This is a genomic window from Paenibacillus sp. XP01, assembly GCF_057364885.1.
Genome location: NZ_CP139481.1, coordinates 266543 through 284887, shown reverse-complemented (window position 1 = coordinate 284887; position 18345 = coordinate 266543). Strand labels below are relative to the sequence as shown.

General features: G+C 53.5%; 17 protein-coding genes and 1 riboswitch. Of the genes, 2 read left to right on the top strand and 15 right to left on the bottom strand.

Annotation, left to right across the window (positions count from 1 at the left end; genetic code table 11):
• Positions 1-22: 22 nt before the first annotated feature.
• A riboswitch (cobalamin riboswitch) is annotated at positions 23-213 on the bottom strand.
• 71 nt (positions 214-284) lie between these two features.
• Positions 285-1133 (bottom strand): AraC family ligand binding domain-containing protein, encoded by an 849-nt coding sequence (locus SNR34_RS01310; protein WP_486180981.1) that lies wholly within the window; start codon positions 1131-1133, stop codon positions 285-287.
• A gap of 222 nt (positions 1134-1355) precedes the next feature.
• Here SNR34_RS01310 and melA point away from each other — a divergent pair, with 222 nt between their 5' ends.
• Positions 1356-2657, top strand: coding sequence for an alpha-glucosidase/alpha-galactosidase (gene melA / locus SNR34_RS01305; RefSeq protein WP_236420312.1), 1302 nt, complete (start codon positions 1356-1358; stop codon positions 2655-2657).
• 81 nt (positions 2658-2738) lie between these two features.
• On the opposite strand, the gene SNR34_RS01300 is transcribed toward melA, so the two are convergent.
• From SNR34_RS01300 to ytxJ, 9 genes are all read right to left on the bottom strand, one after another.
• Complete coding sequence (locus SNR34_RS01300) at positions 2739-3437, bottom strand: response regulator (protein ID WP_486180980.1); 699 nt, start codon at positions 3435-3437, stop codon at positions 2739-2741.
• Complete coding sequence (locus SNR34_RS01295) at positions 3434-5053, bottom strand: ATP-binding protein (protein WP_486180979.1); 1620 nt, start codon at positions 5051-5053, stop codon at positions 3434-3436. The genes SNR34_RS01300 and SNR34_RS01295 overlap by 4 nt, the downstream gene beginning before the upstream one ends.
• Positions 5040-7352 carry a histidine kinase gene (locus SNR34_RS01290; protein ID WP_486180978.1) on the bottom strand — a complete coding sequence of 771 codons (2313 nt, stop codon included), beginning with the start codon at positions 7350-7352 and terminating at the stop codon, positions 5040-5042. The genes SNR34_RS01295 and SNR34_RS01290 overlap by 14 nt, the downstream gene beginning before the upstream one ends.
• 191 nt (positions 7353-7543) lie before the next feature.
• Complete coding sequence (gene kdpC / locus SNR34_RS01285; RefSeq protein WP_339275604.1) at positions 7544-8104, bottom strand: potassium-transporting ATPase subunit KdpC; 561 nt, start codon at positions 8102-8104, stop codon at positions 7544-7546.
• 42 nt (positions 8105-8146) lie between these two features.
• A complete protein-coding gene (kdpB, locus tag SNR34_RS01280; protein ID WP_486182379.1) occupies positions 8147-10168 on the bottom strand; it encodes a potassium-transporting ATPase subunit KdpB in 2022 nt (673 codons plus the stop codon).
• 199 nt (positions 10169-10367) lie between these two features.
• Positions 10368-12050, bottom strand: coding sequence for a potassium-transporting ATPase subunit KdpA (gene kdpA / locus SNR34_RS01275; RefSeq protein WP_486180977.1), 1683 nt, complete (start codon positions 12048-12050; stop codon positions 10368-10370).
• 40 nt (positions 12051-12090) lie between these two features.
• On the bottom strand, positions 12091-12168 hold the full coding sequence (locus tag SNR34_RS01270) for a potassium-transporting ATPase subunit F (protein ID WP_356724286.1): 78 nt from the start codon (positions 12166-12168) through the stop codon (positions 12091-12093).
• Between the two features lie 23 nt (positions 12169-12191).
• Complete coding sequence (locus tag SNR34_RS01265) at positions 12192-12467, bottom strand: hypothetical protein (protein ID WP_343262078.1); 276 nt, start codon at positions 12465-12467, stop codon at positions 12192-12194.
• Positions 12464-13000, bottom strand: coding sequence for a bacillithiol system redox-active protein YtxJ (gene ytxJ / locus SNR34_RS01260; RefSeq protein WP_236420319.1), 537 nt, complete (start codon positions 12998-13000; stop codon positions 12464-12466). Before ytxJ ends, SNR34_RS01265 begins: the two co-directional genes overlap by 4 nt.
• A gap of 209 nt (positions 13001-13209) precedes the next feature.
• On the opposite strand from ytxJ, the gene SNR34_RS01255 reads away from it, so the two are divergent.
• Positions 13210-14082 carry a hypothetical protein gene (locus tag SNR34_RS01255; protein ID WP_486180976.1) on the top strand — a complete coding sequence of 291 codons (873 nt, stop codon included), beginning with the start codon at positions 13210-13212 and terminating at the stop codon, positions 14080-14082.
• Positions 14083-14244: 162 nt separating this feature from the next.
• On the opposite strand, the gene SNR34_RS01250 is transcribed toward SNR34_RS01255, so the two are convergent.
• From SNR34_RS01250 to SNR34_RS01230, 5 genes are all read right to left on the bottom strand, one after another.
• Entirely contained in the window at positions 14245-14673 is a 429-nt protein-coding gene (locus SNR34_RS01250) for a VOC family protein (protein WP_236420321.1), read from the bottom strand.
• A 334-nt stretch (positions 14674-15007) separates the two neighbouring features.
• The gene (locus SNR34_RS01245) at positions 15008-15484 is read right to left on the bottom strand and encodes a hypothetical protein (protein ID WP_486180975.1); all 477 of its coding nucleotides are present in this window, start codon (positions 15482-15484) and stop codon (positions 15008-15010) included.
• An 11-nt stretch (positions 15485-15495) separates the two neighbouring features.
• A complete protein-coding gene (locus SNR34_RS01240; protein WP_343262082.1) occupies positions 15496-16269 on the bottom strand; it encodes a HipA domain-containing protein in 774 nt (257 codons plus the stop codon).
• A 253-nt stretch (positions 16270-16522) separates the two neighbouring features.
• Positions 16523-17395: a sugar phosphate isomerase/epimerase family protein gene (locus tag SNR34_RS01235; protein ID WP_236420322.1), complete on the bottom strand. Its 873-nt coding sequence runs from the start codon at positions 17393-17395 to the stop codon at positions 16523-16525.
• Between the two features lie 4 nt (positions 17396-17399).
• A complete protein-coding gene (locus SNR34_RS01230; RefSeq protein WP_339275598.1) occupies positions 17400-18284 on the bottom strand; it encodes a sugar phosphate isomerase/epimerase family protein in 885 nt (294 codons plus the stop codon).
• Positions 18285-18345 lie beyond the last annotated feature (61 nt).

Genomic DNA, 18345 nt, shown 5'->3' with positions numbered 1-18345 from the left:
TTCCTATCTCCCGTAGGCTGTTGCTGTGTTGTCAAACCGGGCAGGTCTCCTGGCTTCAGGATCAACATCGTTGCAGCGCCTTCCCGGCTATGGCCAGTGGCTTATCGCTGCCTGATTCCCCTGTTACAGTGGCGGGACCGCGCCGGCATTTCACCGGCTTCCCTATTAAGCTTGTACCCGATCGGGTACAGCACCCAGTTCCATCTATTCGATTGGTATGTGTTCCAGTATAACTGGCAGGTAGGCAAGATCATAGCTTTTTCTTCAAATTTAAGGGACTTATTCTATCGTGTATCACTCGTTTCAGTGGACTTGGTTCTGGCTCCCTTCGGAGACATGCCGGTGACCTTTTTGAACATTTTGGAGAACAATAGCGGGTCCGTATATCCCACCGAATGTGCCACCTCGCTAATGGACAGCATCGGACTCTGCAGCAGCTCGGCGGCGCGATTCATCCGGTATTCCAGAAAAAAAGATTGCAGCGGCTTGCCGTACTTTTCCTTAAACAGCCCCGACAGGTACGTGCGATCCAGTCCTACGGCTTGCGCGATGTCGAGAACGCTCGTTTTTTGGCTATATCGGTTCTCCATGTATCTCACCGCCTGCCGTATGTACTCTTCTTTGGTAGAAGAAGGCTGCCGCTTGCCCTCCTCTTCCGGTGAAGAAGCAATCAGCTCGGCTATGAGGCGATACAACAAGCTTTGAGTAAACACGTCCGCGCCCGAGCGGCCGGACACCTGAACCATTTCCTGATACAATCCGTCCAGCGCCGCCTCGTTCCTTGCCCGAAACACCGGATGATCGGAATTCAACTGCGCGCGCTGCATGAACGCTTTGGCCTGCACGCCTTTGAAGCCAAACCACGAATACGTCCATGGGTCCGCCTCGTCGGCTTCATAATGCACGATCGTGTCGGGGAGAATGAGAAAACCTTGTCCCTTGGTTAACATATGCTGCCGATCGTTCATCAGCACCTTGCCGCGTCCCTTGTGAACGTAATGAATAATGTAGCTGTCACGCACACCCGGCCCCCAGTAATGCAGAGGCTCACAGTCCTCCCACCCGAAAAAAAGCATGACCAATTCCATCTGCGTCCAATCCATCGGCACCACATTCATTTCGATTCTGCTCACGTCTGTCCCTTCCTTCTGTTTGGAGAGCCGCCAACGTTTGCACCCACGACTCACTTCTTCAAGTTTTATCAAAATTATAACAGGCAAACCGGGCCATATCGCAATGTAAACGAATGCAAAAATGGGATTATGCCATGTTTACGTGAGGTTGCGCCATAGTGAAACGTGCCAAATCGCCCTATAGTGGAGGTACACCAATCCACCAGGGAGGCTGAGCCTGAAATGAACAAAATTACGTTTCTCGGTGCGGGAAGCACCGTGTTTGTAAAAAACGTCCTCGGCGACGTCATGATGACCGAAGCGCTGCAAGATTTTGAACTGGCACTGTTCGATATCGATGCCGAGCGGCTGCGCGATTCCGAACGGCTGCTGGTCAGCATGGCACGTTCGCTTGGCAGCGGCTGCAAGGTGCAAACCTATTCCGATCGCAAGGAAGCGCTGCGCGGAGCCAAATACGTCATTAATGCCATCCAGGTGGGCGGATACGATCCGTGCACGATCACCGACTTCGAAATTCCGAAAAAATACGGCCTGCGCCAGACGATTGCGGATACGCTCGGCATCGGCGGCATTTTCCGCAACTTGCGGACCATTCCGGTCATGCTGGATTTCGCCCGGGATATCCAGGAAGTCTGCCCGGATGCCTGGTTCCTGAACTACACGAATCCGATGGCGGTGCTGACCAACGTCATGAGCGTGCATGGCGGCGTGAAAACGGTCGGCCTCTGCCACAGCGTGCAAGTGTGCGTACCGCATCTCTTCGACGCCCTCGGGATCGATCAGACCGGTGTTGTCGCCAAAATTGCGGGCATCAACCATATGGCCTGGCTGCTTGAAGTCACGCGGGACGGACAGGATCTGTATCCGGAAATCAAACGCCTTGCCCGCATCAAACAACAGGAGAAGCACGACGACATGGTGCGCTTCGAGTTGATGCATCGCTTCGGCTATTATGTGACTGAATCTTCCGAACACAATGCCGAGTATCATCCGTATTTCATCAAAAAGAATTACCCCGAACTGATCGAGCGCTTCAACATTCCGCTGGACGAATATCCGCGCCGCTGCGTCAATCAGATCGAAGGCTGGAAAGAAATGCGCGAGAAGCTGTTCGCCAGCGAAAACATCGAGCATACCCGCAGCCGGGAGTACGCCTCCCATATCATGGAGGCCATGGAGACGAACCGTCCTTATAAAATCGGCGGCAATGTCATGAACACCGGACTCATCACCAACCTGCCGCGCGAAGCCTGTGTCGAGGTACCGTGTCTAGTCGACGGATCGGGCATCACTCCGACGTACATCGGCGACCTGCCACCGCAGCTGGCTGCGCTGAACCGCACCAACATCAACACCCAACTGCTCACCATCGAAGCTGCCATCACAGGCAAAAAGGATCACATCTACCATGCAGCGATGCTTGATCCGCATACGTCGGCCGAGCTTTCCATCGACGACATCGTTTCCCTGTGCGACGAGCTGATCGAAGCCCATGGCGATTGGCTGCCGAAATTTACGTCTTAACATTACAATAGTGGTAACGCGATAAACGCCATTCTCGGATCGTACGGGAATGGCGTTTGTTCTTTTTTATTGCCAGTGGCATTAGTCTTGCATTAAAAATCGATATCCGATGCCTGGTTCAGTCTGGATGAATCGCGGCTGAGCAGGATCTTCGTTTAATTTTTTGCGCAAATGTCCTATATATACCCGTAAATAATGGCTGTCCGATTCGTTGTGATGACTGCCCCACACCTGCTGCAGCAATTGGCGCTGGGTCACGATTTTGCCTGCATTGGAGGCAAGCACCTTCAGCATGTCGTACTCGGTCGGGGTCAGCTTGATGGGCATGCCCTCCAACTCCACCTGCCTTTGGGCAAGGTCAATGGTCAAAGCGCCGCAGCGCAATACGGGTTCGTCGGCCGATTTGGCTGCATGGCGAAGCCCAACCCGGATGCGGGCGACCAGTTCGCCCATGCCGAAGGGTTTTGTCACGTAATCGTCGGCACCGCCATCCAATGCGGCGATTTTATCTTCCTCCCGGTCCTTGGCCGTCAGCACGATGATCGGAACCTGCGACCACTCACGAATCCGCTTCAGCACATCCATTCCAGACATGCCAGGCAAGCCTAGATCAAGCACAACCAAGTCGGGATGCATGATTCCGGCTTGAGCGACGGCTTCTTCCCCATCCATGCATTCATGGATTTCGAATTGATGCGCTTGAAGCGTCACCTTTAACAGTTTACGAATTTGCGGTTCGTCATCCACGACCAAGATGCGTGCACCTTGCGATGCCGTCATGTGCATTCCTCCTGTCCCTCTTCTTTTCCCGTCCCGAGAAATCCCGTGTCTGCCTCATCCAGCGGCAAACGGATGACCATGCGCGTGCCGCCGTCCGGATTGGCTTCCGCCGCAATCGTGCCGCCATGCACCTCGACGATGCCTCTGCAAATAGCCAGCCCTAGCCCGCTTCCGGTGACGTGCTTCGTGGAATCCGAACGGTAAAATTTCTCGAACACCCGCTCGCGTTCCGCTTTCGGAATGCCTGGACCTTGATCGGCCACGGTAATGACCAGGCAACCCTCCCCGGCATCCATCGCGACCGAGATGACGATCTCGCTGGGATTCGGCGAGTATTTGATCGCATTGCTGAGTACGTTGACCAGCATCTGTTCCAGCAAAACTTCATCGCCGGAAACGAATGGCGGCTGATCGGGCAGCTCCAATCGGATTATCCGCTGCTGCTTATACTGCTGCACCTGCGCCAACACTACGCTTAACATATCGCCCACGTCGCACATGTTACGCCTGAGCTGAAGCATGCCGCTTTCCAGCTTGACCATCTCGAGCAGGTTCGTCACCAGCCGGTTCATGCGCATCGCCGCATCCCGAATGTTGGCCGTCAGTTCGCGCCGATCTTCGGCAGTAAAAAGCTCCTCATTTTCCAGCAGGCCAGTGGATGATCCCATAATGGCCGCGAGCGGCGTACGCAGCTCATGCGACACCGAATCGAGCAGGGCGGTGCGAATGCGCTCCGACTCGGCCGTCATCTGGGCCAAACGCGCTTCCTCCGCCAGCTTCACTCGGGCAATCGCGCTTGCTGCCAGATCAGCACAGGCTTCCAGCAAACGGCGTCTTTCCGGCAAACTGCCGGGATCGGGCAGTTCCATGTTCACCGCAAGCACGCCATGTACCTGTTCTTCCGTGCGCAGCGGCACATAGGTTCCGGAGGCTTCCCGCAAGCTCGAAGATCCCCTGCCAGCCATCTGCCCGTGAACATGCACCCATCTGGCGATGGCCAGCTCCGATTCACTGGTTCCCCATTCAGGTTCTCCAGGTCTTGCAGGCGAAGACGACGCCTGCAATTCCCCTTCCGCATCAGGAAGATAGAGTGCCGCCGGGGCGTTCAGCATCTGCGACACCTGCCGAGCGATGCTAGATAGCAATGTTTCCATATCCGATATGGCAGTAATCTGACGGCTCAAGCCATAGAGAAGACTGGTGGTCGCTTCACGCTGTCTTACGGTCTCCAACTGCTGCCGGAGCTTGCCCGACAGGGTAGCCGTAAGTATGGCAACCGCCAAATATACGGCAAAGGAAAGAATGTATCTTAAATCATCCACCTTGAAGCTGAAATAAGGCGGGATAAAAAACAGGTCGAATGCAGCCGCGCCCAGGCTGGCCGCATATATTGCCGGTCCAAGTCCCCAATAGACCGCGCTGACCAATACGGGAAACAGGTAGACTAGCGCGGCGTTGACCATATCCCGGCTTAACCCGATCCAGTCGATCAACGCGGTCAGCAACGCGATGGCGATCGTTACCCACGCATATGCCGACACGCTGCCCCATATATGGGGCAGCTTTTGTTTTTCCAGCCGTGCTTCATGCTGGTGATCCCTATTATGTTCCTGCACGATTCGCCGACACCTCACCCGCTTCATGATCGTAATCGGCCACAATGAGCACATCCATGTGTCTGGACAACCGGATAAGCCGGCTAACCAGCGATCCGGTCCCCTGATACCGGTTGAAATGCCAACCGAGCCGGGCCTGCCCAACGACCAGCTGCGTCGCCTTGGCCTCGGCAGCCTTGTTCGCCAATATCATCGGCACATCCCGCAGACGGTCTGCCGAATGCACATGAAACCGGCCTCCCAGCCTGACTGTCAGCTGCTCCAACGCTTCAAGCCGGCCCGCCTGTTCTTTCGCCGTACGGCCTACCTGTACATGATGTACGTGCCAGGCGGCCTTTAACCGATATGCCGTACGAAATCCGCGCCGAATCAGCAATTCGGCATGCGCGCCGACGCTAACGCATACAAAAACGACTTCCTGCCGCCGCCAAGGGCCCCGCAGGGCATTTCCCCGTCCTGCCGACTCCAGCCGTTCGTCTACGTCGTCGGCCAGCTCGCGCAAAGCCAATTCCCGCAGGGCAATCAGGTTGCCCACGCGAAAAAAATGATTCAGCGCCTGTTCCACCTTGGCTGCTGCATAGATTTTACCTTCCCGCATGCGCTGCCGCAAGGCCTCGGGCGCAACGTCGATCAGCTGTACCTCATCGGCCATTTGCATGATCCGATCAGGCACCGTCTCCCGCACCCGGATGCCTGTGATATGCTCCACCGCATCGTTCAGGCTTTCCAGATGCTGCACGTTGACGGTCGTAATGACAGAGATACCTGCGTTTAATAGCCGGATCACGTCCTCGTACCGCTTTTTGTTCCGGCTGCCAGGCACGTTGGTATGCGCCAGTTCATCCACGAGCACCACTTCCGGGCACAGGCGGAGGATTGCGGCCGTGTCCATTTCTTCCAGCTCGGCACCTTGATATTTGAGCTTTAAACGTGGTATGAGCGGAAGCTGGCCGATCTGCCCCAACGTCTCCGCCCGGCCATGCGTCTCCAGCAGACCGATGCGTACGTCGATGCCTTTGCGCAGCAGGTCATTGCCTTCCCGCAGCATCATGTAGGTTTTGCCTACGCCGGGAGCGGCCCCGATATACACCTTAAACTTGCCGCGACGGATTTGCCCGATCTGTGCCTTCATTTCCGTATCGGTCAATCTGCGATACGTTCGGGCATCCGCATCAGCCAGCCGGGCAGGAAGCACGCGCTCGCCATCCCTTCGGGCAGTATCGGCCAGAAGGAACAGATCGACGCCTTGCACCTTGCGCAGCAATGAGTTCACGAACGATCCCTGCCAGAGCTCCTGCATGCGGCTCTGGCGCGAGTGACCCATCACGATCCGGGTGATGCGATGCCCTGTCGCATAACGCGCCAGCACGGACGGAATATGCCTCCGATGCAGAGCGCGCAGTTCCTCGAACCGGCCTCCGAACTTTTCCACCAGCTTGACCATGTTCCGCCGAAAGGCCGCGGCCTCCTTGGTGAGCGGCTGCTTCCCCATGCGAAATGTGACGGCGTACAACTCTCCGTTCAACCGCTTGGCAATCTGCTGCCCCCGTCGGATATAGATGGAACCGTTCCAGTGATACTGGCTGGATACCAAAATGCGCTCCATGCTGCCTGTCATGACAGGGGTACCCGTCTCCTCCTGATGTTCGCGCAGCGATTCGTTCACCTCTTCGGCCATAAGACGCAGCGCTAATTCACGCAAAATGCCCAAGTTGCCGTGGTGAAATACAGCATGGTTCTCATGGCCCCTCAGATGCCCTTCGGCAAGCCTGTTTAATATCGCCTCTGGCGTCACGTCGATCAGCTTCACCTCATCGGCCAGTTCCAGCGTGTCGTCTGGCACCGTATGTTCCACGGACACCCCCGTCAATTGGCGGGCGAGCTTGGTATATCCCTCCAGCTCATATACATTGACTGTCGTAATCACGCTGATGTTATGCTGCAGCAGCCAGCGGATGTCCTCCAGCCGCGTGGCGTGGCGAGCACCGCGCCGATTGCGATGAGCGAGTCCGTCCACGAGCACCACTTCAGGATTGCGCTCCAGCAAAGCTTCCAAATGGAGATCTTTCATCACTGCACCGTCCCGTTCACGCAGCCAGTGAATGCTCGGGATGCGTTCCAGCGCCCCCAGCTGCTCCTCCGTCTCTGGGCGCTGCATCGTCGAAACGGCACAAATGACGACATCCACTCCCTGTTCGCGAAGCATGTTGCCTTCCCTGAGCATATGATACGTCTTCCCCGAGCCGCTCACCGGACCGATGTAAATTTTCAACGTGCCCTGCTGTAACTTGTGGATCATCCTTAGAATATCCTCCGGAGATCGGCGCTTGAAGCTTTCGTCCAATAGGCTCACCCCCACCCTTCAAGTCTGTGACGCAATTTGGCCAAAAAACGGAGAAGCCTCCCACCGGCTCGCGCCAGGAGAAGGCATGTATATCCAGCCCGTTCAGAGACTGTGGCGGCTCTATTCCAATCCGTTTCAATTCCAGATTATTTCATCTCCGCCAAGAGGGCCAGGTTCAATTCGGTCACGTTGACCCTCGGCTCACCGAACAGACCCCACTGCCGTCCTCGAATTTGCGCGTTCACCAGTTGATTCAGCCGCTGTTCGTCCAGTCCGGTAGCTTGGCTGATCCGGGGGATTTGGGCTTTGGCCGCTTCCGGAGAAAGATCGGGGTCAAGTCCTGAACCTGAACCGGTCACCAGATCGGCGGGAACCGTTTGGAGTGCCGGATTTTCTTGCTTGATCTCCGCAATCTTGGTCATCATCTCGTCCGCATACTCCTCTGATGCAACAGCCCGGTTGGAGCCAGCTGAAGCGGCAGCGTCGTATCCGGCACCGGATGCCCTTGGCTGGAACAAACCCGGCGAGGCCACTTTCTGTGCCAGCAACGAGGAACCGATCACCTTACCCTGCTGCGTAATCAGGCTGCCGTTCGCCTGAGCCGGAAATAGCAGCTGTGCAACGGCTGTTGTTGCAAGTGGGTAAATGACACCGCATAACAACATTAAAACTAAAGACAGTCGAAGGGCGATCACTGTCATTTTCATCGTGTTTCACATCCCAAACGTGTAATGGTTCCAGCTCTACTCTTATACAAAATTCAGTCCCGACAACACCAGGTCGATCAGCTTGATGCCGATGAACGGTACGATGACGCCACCGATGCCATAGAGCAAAAGGTTGCGGCCAAGCAGCCGGTCGGCCGACATGGCGCGATATTTCACGCCGCGCATGGCGATTGGAATGAGCAGCGGAATAATGACGGCGTTAAATATGAGCGCCGACAGGATTGCCGACTGCGGCGAAGCCAGGTTCATAATGTTCAGCGCCTGCAACTGAGGCATAGCGGCAATGAACATCGCCGGAATGATGGCGAAATACTTGGCAATATCATTCGAAATCGAGAACGTGGTCAGCGCCCCCCGGGTGATCAGCAGCTGCTTCCCGATGGATACGACGGACAACAGCTTTGTCGGATCGGAGTCGAGGTCGATCATGTTGGCAGCTTCCTTCGCCGCCATCGTCCCCGAATTCATCGCCAGGCCCACATCCGCTTGAGCGAGAGCAGGGGCGTCGTTGGTTCCGTCTCCTGTCATGGCGACGAGCTTGCCTTCCTGCTGCTCCTTTTGAATGGCACGGATTTTGTCCTCCGGTTTCGCTTCGGCGATAAAATCGTCAACACCGGCTTCCAGCGCAATCGTAGCAGCCGTCAGCGGGTTATCCCCCGTGCACATGATCGTTTTGATGCCCATGGAGCGCATTTCCTCGAACTTCTCCTTAAGTCCCGGCTTCACTGTATCTTTCAAATAGATGACACCGTAAATCCGGTCATTGATGGCCACGGCAAGCGGCGTGCCGCCTGCTTTGGCAATCCGGCTTGCGATATCGTCCAGATCGCCAGGCACCCGTCCGCCGTGAGCCGCGACATGGCGTTTAATAGCATCGACTGCTCCTTTGCGAATTTGCTGTCCATTAGCCATGTTGAGCCCCGACATACGCGTCTCTGCGGTGAACTCTACGCTTTCGGCCGCAGCATACTCGGCCTCGTTCCACTGTTCGCCCTGGCGGCCCGCCAACTCAACCACAGAGCGCCCCTCCGGTGTCTCGTCCCGCACGGAAGCCCGCAGCGCCGCTCGGGTCATCTCTTGCACGGTTACGCCCTGTACGGGCACGAATTCGGATGCCATCCGGTTGCCATAGGTGATCGTTCCCGTTTTGTCCAGAATCAGCGTATCGATGTCTCCTGCGGCTTCCACCGCTTTCCCTGACATGGCAAGCACGTTGTACTGGGTGACGCGGTCCATACCCGCAATGCCGATGGCCGAGAGCAGCCCGCCAATCGTCGTTGGAATCAAGCAGACCAGCAGTGCGATCAGCGTCGCTACGTCAAGATGGATGCCCAGATAATCGGCCATCGGAAACATCGTCATAATGACGATCAGGAAAATCATCGTCAGCACCGCAAGCAGGGTAGTCAACGCGATCTCATTCGGCGTCTTCTGGCGCTGCGCACCTTCCACCAGCGAGATCATGCGGTCGAGGAAAGACTCGCCTGGATCGGTCTGCACCCGCATAACGATGTAGTCCGAGGCTACTCTCGTGCCGCCCGTGACCGAAGAGAAATCACCGCCTGCTTCCTTAATAACAGGTGCGGATTCCCCCGTGATCGCCGATTCGTCGATCGACGCGAGCCCTTCAATAATCTCGCCGTCGGTCGGAATCATTTCGCCTGTTTCTACGCGGACGACATCGCCTTTTTTCAACTGGGTCGAGGAAACCTGAAGCGTCGTGCCGTCTTTCTGCACCAGTCTGGCCGTTGTATCGGACTTCGTTTTGCGCAGCGTATCTGCCTGCGCCTTGCCCCTGCCCTCGGCGAGAGCTTCGGCGAAGTTGGCGAACAACAGCGTAAACAGCAGGATCAGAAATACCGCCATGTTGTACGCCCGCCCTCCCTCGGCCGCTGCAGCAAACAAATCGGGCTTGATGCATAATAGCAACGTAATCAAGGTGCCTACTTCGACGATGAACATGACCGGGTTTTTGATCATCGCCACCGGATTCAGTTTCCGGAATGCATCAATCATTGCCCGTAGCATAATTTCCTTGTTCATTAACCGTCCCGGCTTCCCGGTGTTCCCGGGCTGAAGATGGCCGTTCTCTCCTCTCACGGCACCTGCCGCAAGCAGCTCGTTGTTCATTCCTTCCATTGTGCGCTCCCTCTTTCATGGATTCACTATCTTCGCAGGTTATAACTTCCTATTTCATTTCGTTGTCCCTCGCGCAACGTCATGTTATTAAAACAGGCGAACGCTATCCGACCGACATAGCCAAATGCTCTGCGATCGGCCCCAGCGCCAATGCCGGGAAAAACGTCAAGGCTCCAATGACCACAATGACGACCACCAGAACGCCGGCAAACATCGGTGTATTTGTGCGCAGTGTACCCGTTGTTATCGGAACAATCCGTTTGGTGGCAAGCGATCCGGCAATGGCAAGCAGCGCAATCATGGAAACGTATCTTCCCAGCAGCATCACTACGCCGATGCCGATATTATAAAAGTCCGTATTCGCATTCAGCCCGGCAAACGCGGAACCGTTATTGGCCGCTCCCGAAGCAAATGCGTACAACACCTCGCTGATTCCATGCATCCCACCGTTGGAAATGGACGCCATGGCGTCAGGGCTCAGGAAAGCCAGCGCCGTAGGAGCCAGAATGATCAGCGGATGAATCAGCAATGCAATGGATGCCAGCTTGATTTCCTTCGCTTCAATCTTTTTGCCGAGAAATTCGGGCGTCCGGCCAACCATCAAACCGCAGATGAACACGGCCAAGATCACATACAGCAGACCGTTTAGAAGCCCTACGCCTTTGCCGCCGAACACGTTGTTCAGCATCATCTGGGCCATGGGGACCATGCCTCCAAGCGGTGTCAACGATTCGTGCATATTGTTGACTGAGCCCGTCGTCGCCGCCGTCGTAACTGCGGTGAACAGCGCCGATTCGGAAATGCCGAGCCGCACTTCCTTGCCCTCCATGTTTCCTTGGATGCCCGCTGCCTCAAGTGCAGGCACGCCGCGATATTCGGATACGAATACCGTCGTCAGCATAACAAGAAACAGTGCGCTCATCGCGGCGAATAAAGCCCATCCTTGCTTCTTGTTGTTGGCCATGATGCCGAAAGCGTACACCAGTGCCGTTGGCAGCAGCATCATACAGACGATGTGCACCAGATTGGCCAAAGCTGTCGGCGTCTCGAACGGGTGAGCCGCATTGGTTCCGAACCATCCTCCCCCGTTCGTACCCAGGTGTTTGATGGATTCCAGTGAAGCCACCAGTCCCCGCGTAATCGTCTGTTCGCCCCCGTCCAGCGTCGCTGCACGGACAGCTCCGGCCAACGTCTGCGGTACACCCTGAAATACGAGAAACAGCGCAACGAGCACGCTCAGCGGCAAAAACACTCTCGTAATGGCACGCACCATGTCCACATAAAAGTTTCCCAGTTCATTCTTGCGGCCTACCAAGCCGCGTATGAACGCAATCGCCACGGCAAAGCCGGTTGCAGCTGACGTGAACATCGGAAACGTCACGGCCAACATTTGCGACAGATACGATAGAGCATTTTCGCCCGTATACGACTGCCAGTTGGTGTTGGTCATAAAAGAAACTGCCGTGTTAAACGCCTGTGCCGCAGGCATGTTGTCGATCCCGTCCGGATTGAGCGGCAGCCACTTTTGCAGCCGCAACACCAGAAACATCAGGATCAGCATAACCATATTGGAAAGGAGCACTGCCGACAGGTATTTTTTCCACCCCATCGTTTCATCTTCCCGTACCCCCATCGCCTTGTATAACAAACGCTCCGGACCGCCAAAGATCCGGTCAAGCCATGTCCTTTGCCCGCCAAACACCTTTACCAGGTAACTCCCCATTGGTTTCACCAGCAGGATGATGATCAGCAGCGTGACTGCCACTTGCAACCAACCTGTACTCATTCCATATGTCCTCCCCAATTCGCACTTGCAACACCTGCCATCAGAACTTCTCCGGCTTCGCCAGCACATAGCCCAGATACACCATCAGTGCCAGCGCGATCGAACCTACAACGACCATATCCGGTCCCTCCCTTTCTTCCCCTATGCCTTCTCACAAAAATTCATAAATCCCCAAAACAGTGCAAACATCAGCACCGTCAACGCAATCATCGTGACGTCGTTCACCATCCGGATTTCCTCCTTTTTCTCCTGCTCGCATTGAAATTTTAATACGGAACCGTGTAAAAATGGGGTAAAGATTGGACCGGCAGCGCGTAAAAAAAGCGTAAAAATGCAAAAAAAGAACCCTTCACTCCAGCTGCAACCCAGCTGAATAACGAACAGGTTCATGTTTAAGGTCGATTTTTCGTTGCTCAAAACGGTTCTTGCGCCCACTGCAACAGCTTCTTCTTGGTGATCTTCGAATGGGAAGCGTGATGGAGAACCTTGCCCTCGCTGAGCAGCAATACCTGCGGCGATTCATGGCGAATCTCCGTTTCTTCAGCGATCCGGCGGGACAAAGGACGACTTTCGATCACATCCACCATCCGATACTCCATATTCTGTACCGGATTGGCGGCATTCGCGCTGACAAAAGCGGCAAATTCCCGATATGCACGCGCGCTGACGGGACAAGTTGTACTATGCTTAAGGATGAGCACAGGGTGGTCATCTGAACGGCGGAGTGCCTCCTCCCAATCGTCTGTTTTATATATCTCCGCAATCTGCCCGCTGAGCAGACGCTCCGAATCGGCAAGAGCACGCTTGCTCACGATTGAACCAACGAATATGCCGAGCGCTGCCCCAAAGGCGACGCCGAGCGCGATCTGATCTGTGACGACGCCAATACAGGCCCCGATGGCAACACCTATGCTGAGCCATAACGCCTGATGGTTCACCTGTTTATCCACAAAGATCATCCTTCCCCCAACGTTATCGGAGCGCCGATCTCTTAGAAGGCATCCTCCGCATTCATTCGTCCTCTTTCCAGAAATTATATCATAGGCCTATGAAAAACGGGGGTAATTACTCATCTCACCCCCTGTTTTTGTGTTACACTATTTGTAATTTGGATACGCTGAAAAGGGATAGAAATGAACGGGAAAAGGAGATTTTCTTGATGACATATGCATTCATGATTGAGCCGGATTTTTATACCCCGCTGCACACGGATGAAGAACGCATCGAAAAGTGCCAAGAATGGGGGCTGCTGTCGGACAAGGCGACTAAGCTCAAAACATTTTATTATAAAGGGAATGGTCTGAACGTCCCTTGCACCATCGTTGGTTTCGTGGATCACATGGCCGCAGTCATTCAGCTGGACAACGACCAGAAACACTGCATTCATCCCGCTTATCTCAAGGAAATGCAGGCCTCGGGCTTTAAAGGCACGCTCGCTGCAGCGCCGGACAAAAAAGCGGGCACGCCAGGCGTGATGGACGGCAGCGAGACAAGCTCCGTCGAATCCTCATCCGATGACGGACTTGTTTCGGACGCAGAATCGTCTGATTTGGCAGACAACAATTCTTCCGCCACGGAAGAACAGCCCTCCGCCACTGACAGAGCCATCGCATCCACGGCCAGTCTGCCAGGCGATCCGGACGGGCTGGTCGAAGAATACGTGTCTCCCCAATCGGCATCCGCATCGGAGGACAAACCTAAGGCCAAAACCGCGAGCAAAGCCAAGGCAGCCAAACTCGATTTGCCGGAAGGCAAGGTCAAAATGACCGCGGTCGTGAAGGAATTTACGACGGTGCCGAACCATTTTGCCGACAATGACGACGAAGTCATCATCTATGAAGCCGTCGCGATTCTGGAACCGGATATGCTCGAAGTGGGCGAGGCCTGGTCCAGCCACAGCGCCACGATCAAAAAGCTGGACCTTGAAGTCGGTGATACGCTGACGTTTGACGCCAAAATCATCAAAAAGAAACTGGCTAAACACCCCGTGCCCTACAAGATCAACAATCCGTCCAAAATTCAGAAACAGTAGGGTCGAAAGCAGCCAACATGGGAAATAATACGTCTATCGACGTACATTCATACAAGACAAACAAGCCTCCGAAAACAGCGCCTATCAGGGCGCTGCTTTGGAGGCTTGTTTGTTTCCTCACTGTTTCCCTGCCCAGCAGCAGCGGGGACATTAAAGACCGAATTAAGCTTGGACAGGCTTTGCGCTGATCTGGAATCCCACGCCGAACTTGTCCGTAACCTGGCCGTAGGCCGGGCTCCAGAACGTTTCCTGTACCGGCATGGTGACCGTTCCGCCTTCTTTCAGTTTGTCGAAAATGCGGCGGGCTTCCTCGGCCGTATCCGTATTTACGGTGACCGTGATGTGGTTGCCCACGGTATGCTCCATGCCAGGAAGGGTATCAGAAATCATGAGCAGGGAGCTGCCGATCTGCAAGGATGCATGCATGACCCAGTCCTTCGCCTCATCGGGAATCGGATGCTCGGGATTTGGCGGCATATCGCCAAATGTTTTCAAATCCAGCACTTCGGCACCAAATGCTTCTTTATACAGTTCCACTGCTTCGCGTCCGGTTCCATTGGTTACAAGGTACACATTCAGACTGATCGACATTCGTTTCCAGCTCCTTTAAACTCACGGATTATATGGCTCAATTCACTTGCGTCAAGAGTATATACCAAGGCTTGTCCACCTGACAAGCAGTGAAATTCGAGTCGGCCACAAGGTAGGATGTTCCAAATTCCTAACGTTTATGCTCCGCGTCAAAAACGAAAAGAACTGCCCGCGCGGTTAAGCGAAGCAGTTCTGATAAAGGATGCACGGCTAAGTGCATGCATTGTATAGGATCATAACCTGTTACAACGGTATTCTAAGCCTCGTTCCAGAACCGGCGCAAATTGTCCATGGCGATTTTGGACGCGGCTTTGCACTCTCCAGTTCCAGCTTGTTATCCTTCCTTCGACAGGGCAGCTCGTTTTACAATGCGAGCATTCTGAGATCGATAACGCTTATAGTTCTTATCAAGACTTGTTCTCACCATTTTCGGCTTCTTTATTTTAATTTCAGAAAAAGGAAAACCACGTGAGTTACGGTTGATCTTATACTTTCCAAGACCTTTTTCTGTGAGAAACAGCACATTATCTGTAGCCACTCTGCCTTCACTAATCTCTACCATTTTCCATAAATCATACTTATCCAAACCCATTTTATTCAATAATTCTTTGATATCCGGTCTACCACTTGAATATGTTCTTCGTTCTAACAAATGAGGTGGGGTCTTAGATTTAACCTCTTTTGTAAGGCGTGGATACTTACAAGTAGATAAGTTGTATGGCTTATAGTGGTAGGTCTCTCCATCATAAGAGATCGTTGATAATAGAACAGGATTTTGTTCCATCTTGACTACGTAGAACTTTTGAGTCATTTCACAACCTCCTAAACCATTTTCAGCATTTCAAGTCTCCAACCAACACAGTAAATAATACATCTTAATATATCATCATCAACGATGCCTTTAAAACGATTTACCACTTTTTCCACATCGCTCATCTGTAATGACAGGAATACAGGTATCACATTTTCCCATACCAATGGATAACGATCCTTTAGATAATATACCAATTCCAATAACTTAGCGCGTTCTACTGGTATTCGGGCTTGAGACATTAAATCGAAAGCGTAATTATGCAGACTGTTCAAATCAGTCAAAAAAGCCTTTGCTCGAGCAGCGCTTATTCCGTAACACAATGATGCAGCATTATCATAGAGAGGAGAGAGTTCTCCCGTTGAAGTGTGAATTGCGAAATTACCGAAATGTCTGTCACGATTACCGATGACATAATCAAATATAAACATTTTTATGATATCAAACCGAGCATTGCCTAATATAAAACCACTATTAATACGTTGTTCTATGCTATCTATGGAATACGTTGTATCAAATAGAGCATTGGTCATAACAGTCATCGTGTCTCCAAACTCGACGATACCGCCCAAATCATAGCACATAACTCCCTTAGCGCCATGGTAGGTCCCATACTCACAATCCATACAAGGTATGCCAAGCAATTGCGCGATATCCTTGGCGATTACTTCAGTCCACTCTTCACCAAATTTAAATAAACCTTTTTGAGAACCATCCGTAAGCCAGAGCTTTTTGGTTACGCCTGTTACGGCTTCCCCTGTTTCTTGCCAATTGGAAAAATCCAAAATGGTACACCGCCTCCTGTTACAGGCAAATATGAAATCGGGTGCGAAAAATTCATTGTTAATTAGTGTGAATTTATGAACAAATGCTACCTTTGCTTCATTTTATTATATTACATTATTGATTAATTCGGACGATAACCAAACATTATTTGAAATTTTGATTATACAATCAGAATAACAAAAAGGAACTGCGCAACCGCAGTCCTTTTGTATAATTCACCGATATTGCAATTTAATACATATTATTTGTATATCACGCCTCGTTCCAGAACCGGCGCAAATTGTCCATGGCGATTTTGGACGCGGCTTTGCACTCCTCCATGCCTTCGAATTCCACGGTAACGGCTCCGTCATAGCCGGAGTCCTTGATCAGTTTGACGATTTTGCGGATGGGAAGATCGCCTTGTCCCACGATCGCCCCGCGCATGTAATTGCCATGGGATGTGGTGAACCATTCGCCTTCGCCCGGATTTTCGTCGAACGGACGCACATAGAAATCTTTGAAATGAACGAGGGAAGCATACGGAAGATTATTCATGACTCCAACAATCGGGTCCTCGTCCACGCACAGGAAGTTGCCGACGTCCAGCGTCGTTTTGAAATTGGGCCGATCCACGGCATGCAGCACCCGCTGCACCCGGTCGCTCGCCTGCACGCTGAAACCATGGTTTTCGATCGTCGTTGTAATGCCGAAGCCTGCAGCATAATCGGCAATCAACTGGCTGCCCTTCACCATGAGCGGCAAATGCTGGTCGAACCAGGCAATCGTCATGTGCTCTTTCGGCAGCTTGAACGCTGTGACGTCGTGCCGCATATGCTTCACGCCCATCCGATGAACCACGTCGACGTGACGCTTCACCCGGGCAACCTCTTCCTCGAAGGCTTCCTCCGTCTCCTGCACGAAATTGGCGGGCATCGAATAATTGGACAGCTCAATGCCTGCGGCAGCCGCACGCTCCCGAATAGCGTCAGCCAGTTCCGGATTGTCCTCCACGGTATAACCGTATGGAACCATCTCCATGTGTTCGCCGCCATTTGCGGCAATCCAGTCGATCACGTCCAGCACCGTCATGCTCCCTGCGTTCAACTCGTTCAGCAGGCTGTAGGTACTCAGGCCGATTTTCATATGCTTACGCCTCTCCTCTGTATTTTCGGATAAACTCCACCGCTTTGCGAATATCCTGCTCCGGCTGGTCGCCGACCTCGCGCTCGATGGTCAGGTAACCGGTGTACCCGATGTCCTGAAGGGCTGCAAAATAAGCGGTAAAATCAACGCTTCCCTCACCTAGCGGAACCTCGCGGAAAAAGACGCCCGATGATACCATTTCCGCGATTTTGTCATGGTCCATCGGCGCATAACCAACGGCTCCGTAAACATCCCTCGGATCAACTTCCTTCAGGCGAACGCCATCCTTTACATGCGTATGCACAATGTAATCCTTCAACAGATGCACTCCTTGGACCGGATCATCTCCTGTGACCATGACCATGTTGGCCGGGTCGAAATTGACGGATACGCCGTTGGTCGAGAGGGTGTCCAGAAATCCCTTCAAATCGGCTGCCGTCTCCGGCCCGGTCTCGATGGCGAAATAGGCCCCTACGCTTTTGGCATATTGCCCCAATTCTTCGCAAGCGGCGTGAAGCGTATGATAGACTTCCGATGCCGGATCATGGGGAACGATGCCGATGTGCGTGGTCACGATGTTGGTCCCCAGATCCAGGGCCAGATCGACGATGCGCTTCGATTTTTCGACTTTCCATGCATTGTCTTCCTTCACCTGAAAACCGTGCCCGCCCAAATCGCCGACCAATGCCGAAATCTCCAGCCCGAGGGATGCGATGTAATCCTTCAGTTCCTTGCGGGCTGCCGGCGTGAGGTTCGCCGGGTCCATCTCGCCTTTGACCGCATAAATCTGCACGCCCTCCGCTCCGGCCGACTTGGCTTTGACCAGTCCCTCGCGTACGCCTACGCCAAAGCTATCCACGATGACGCCGATGTTGTTGGTTAATTTCATGCGTTACCCTCCCTGTTATGTTCGCTTCCCAGATTGGTACTGCCCTCTTCATGACGTGTTG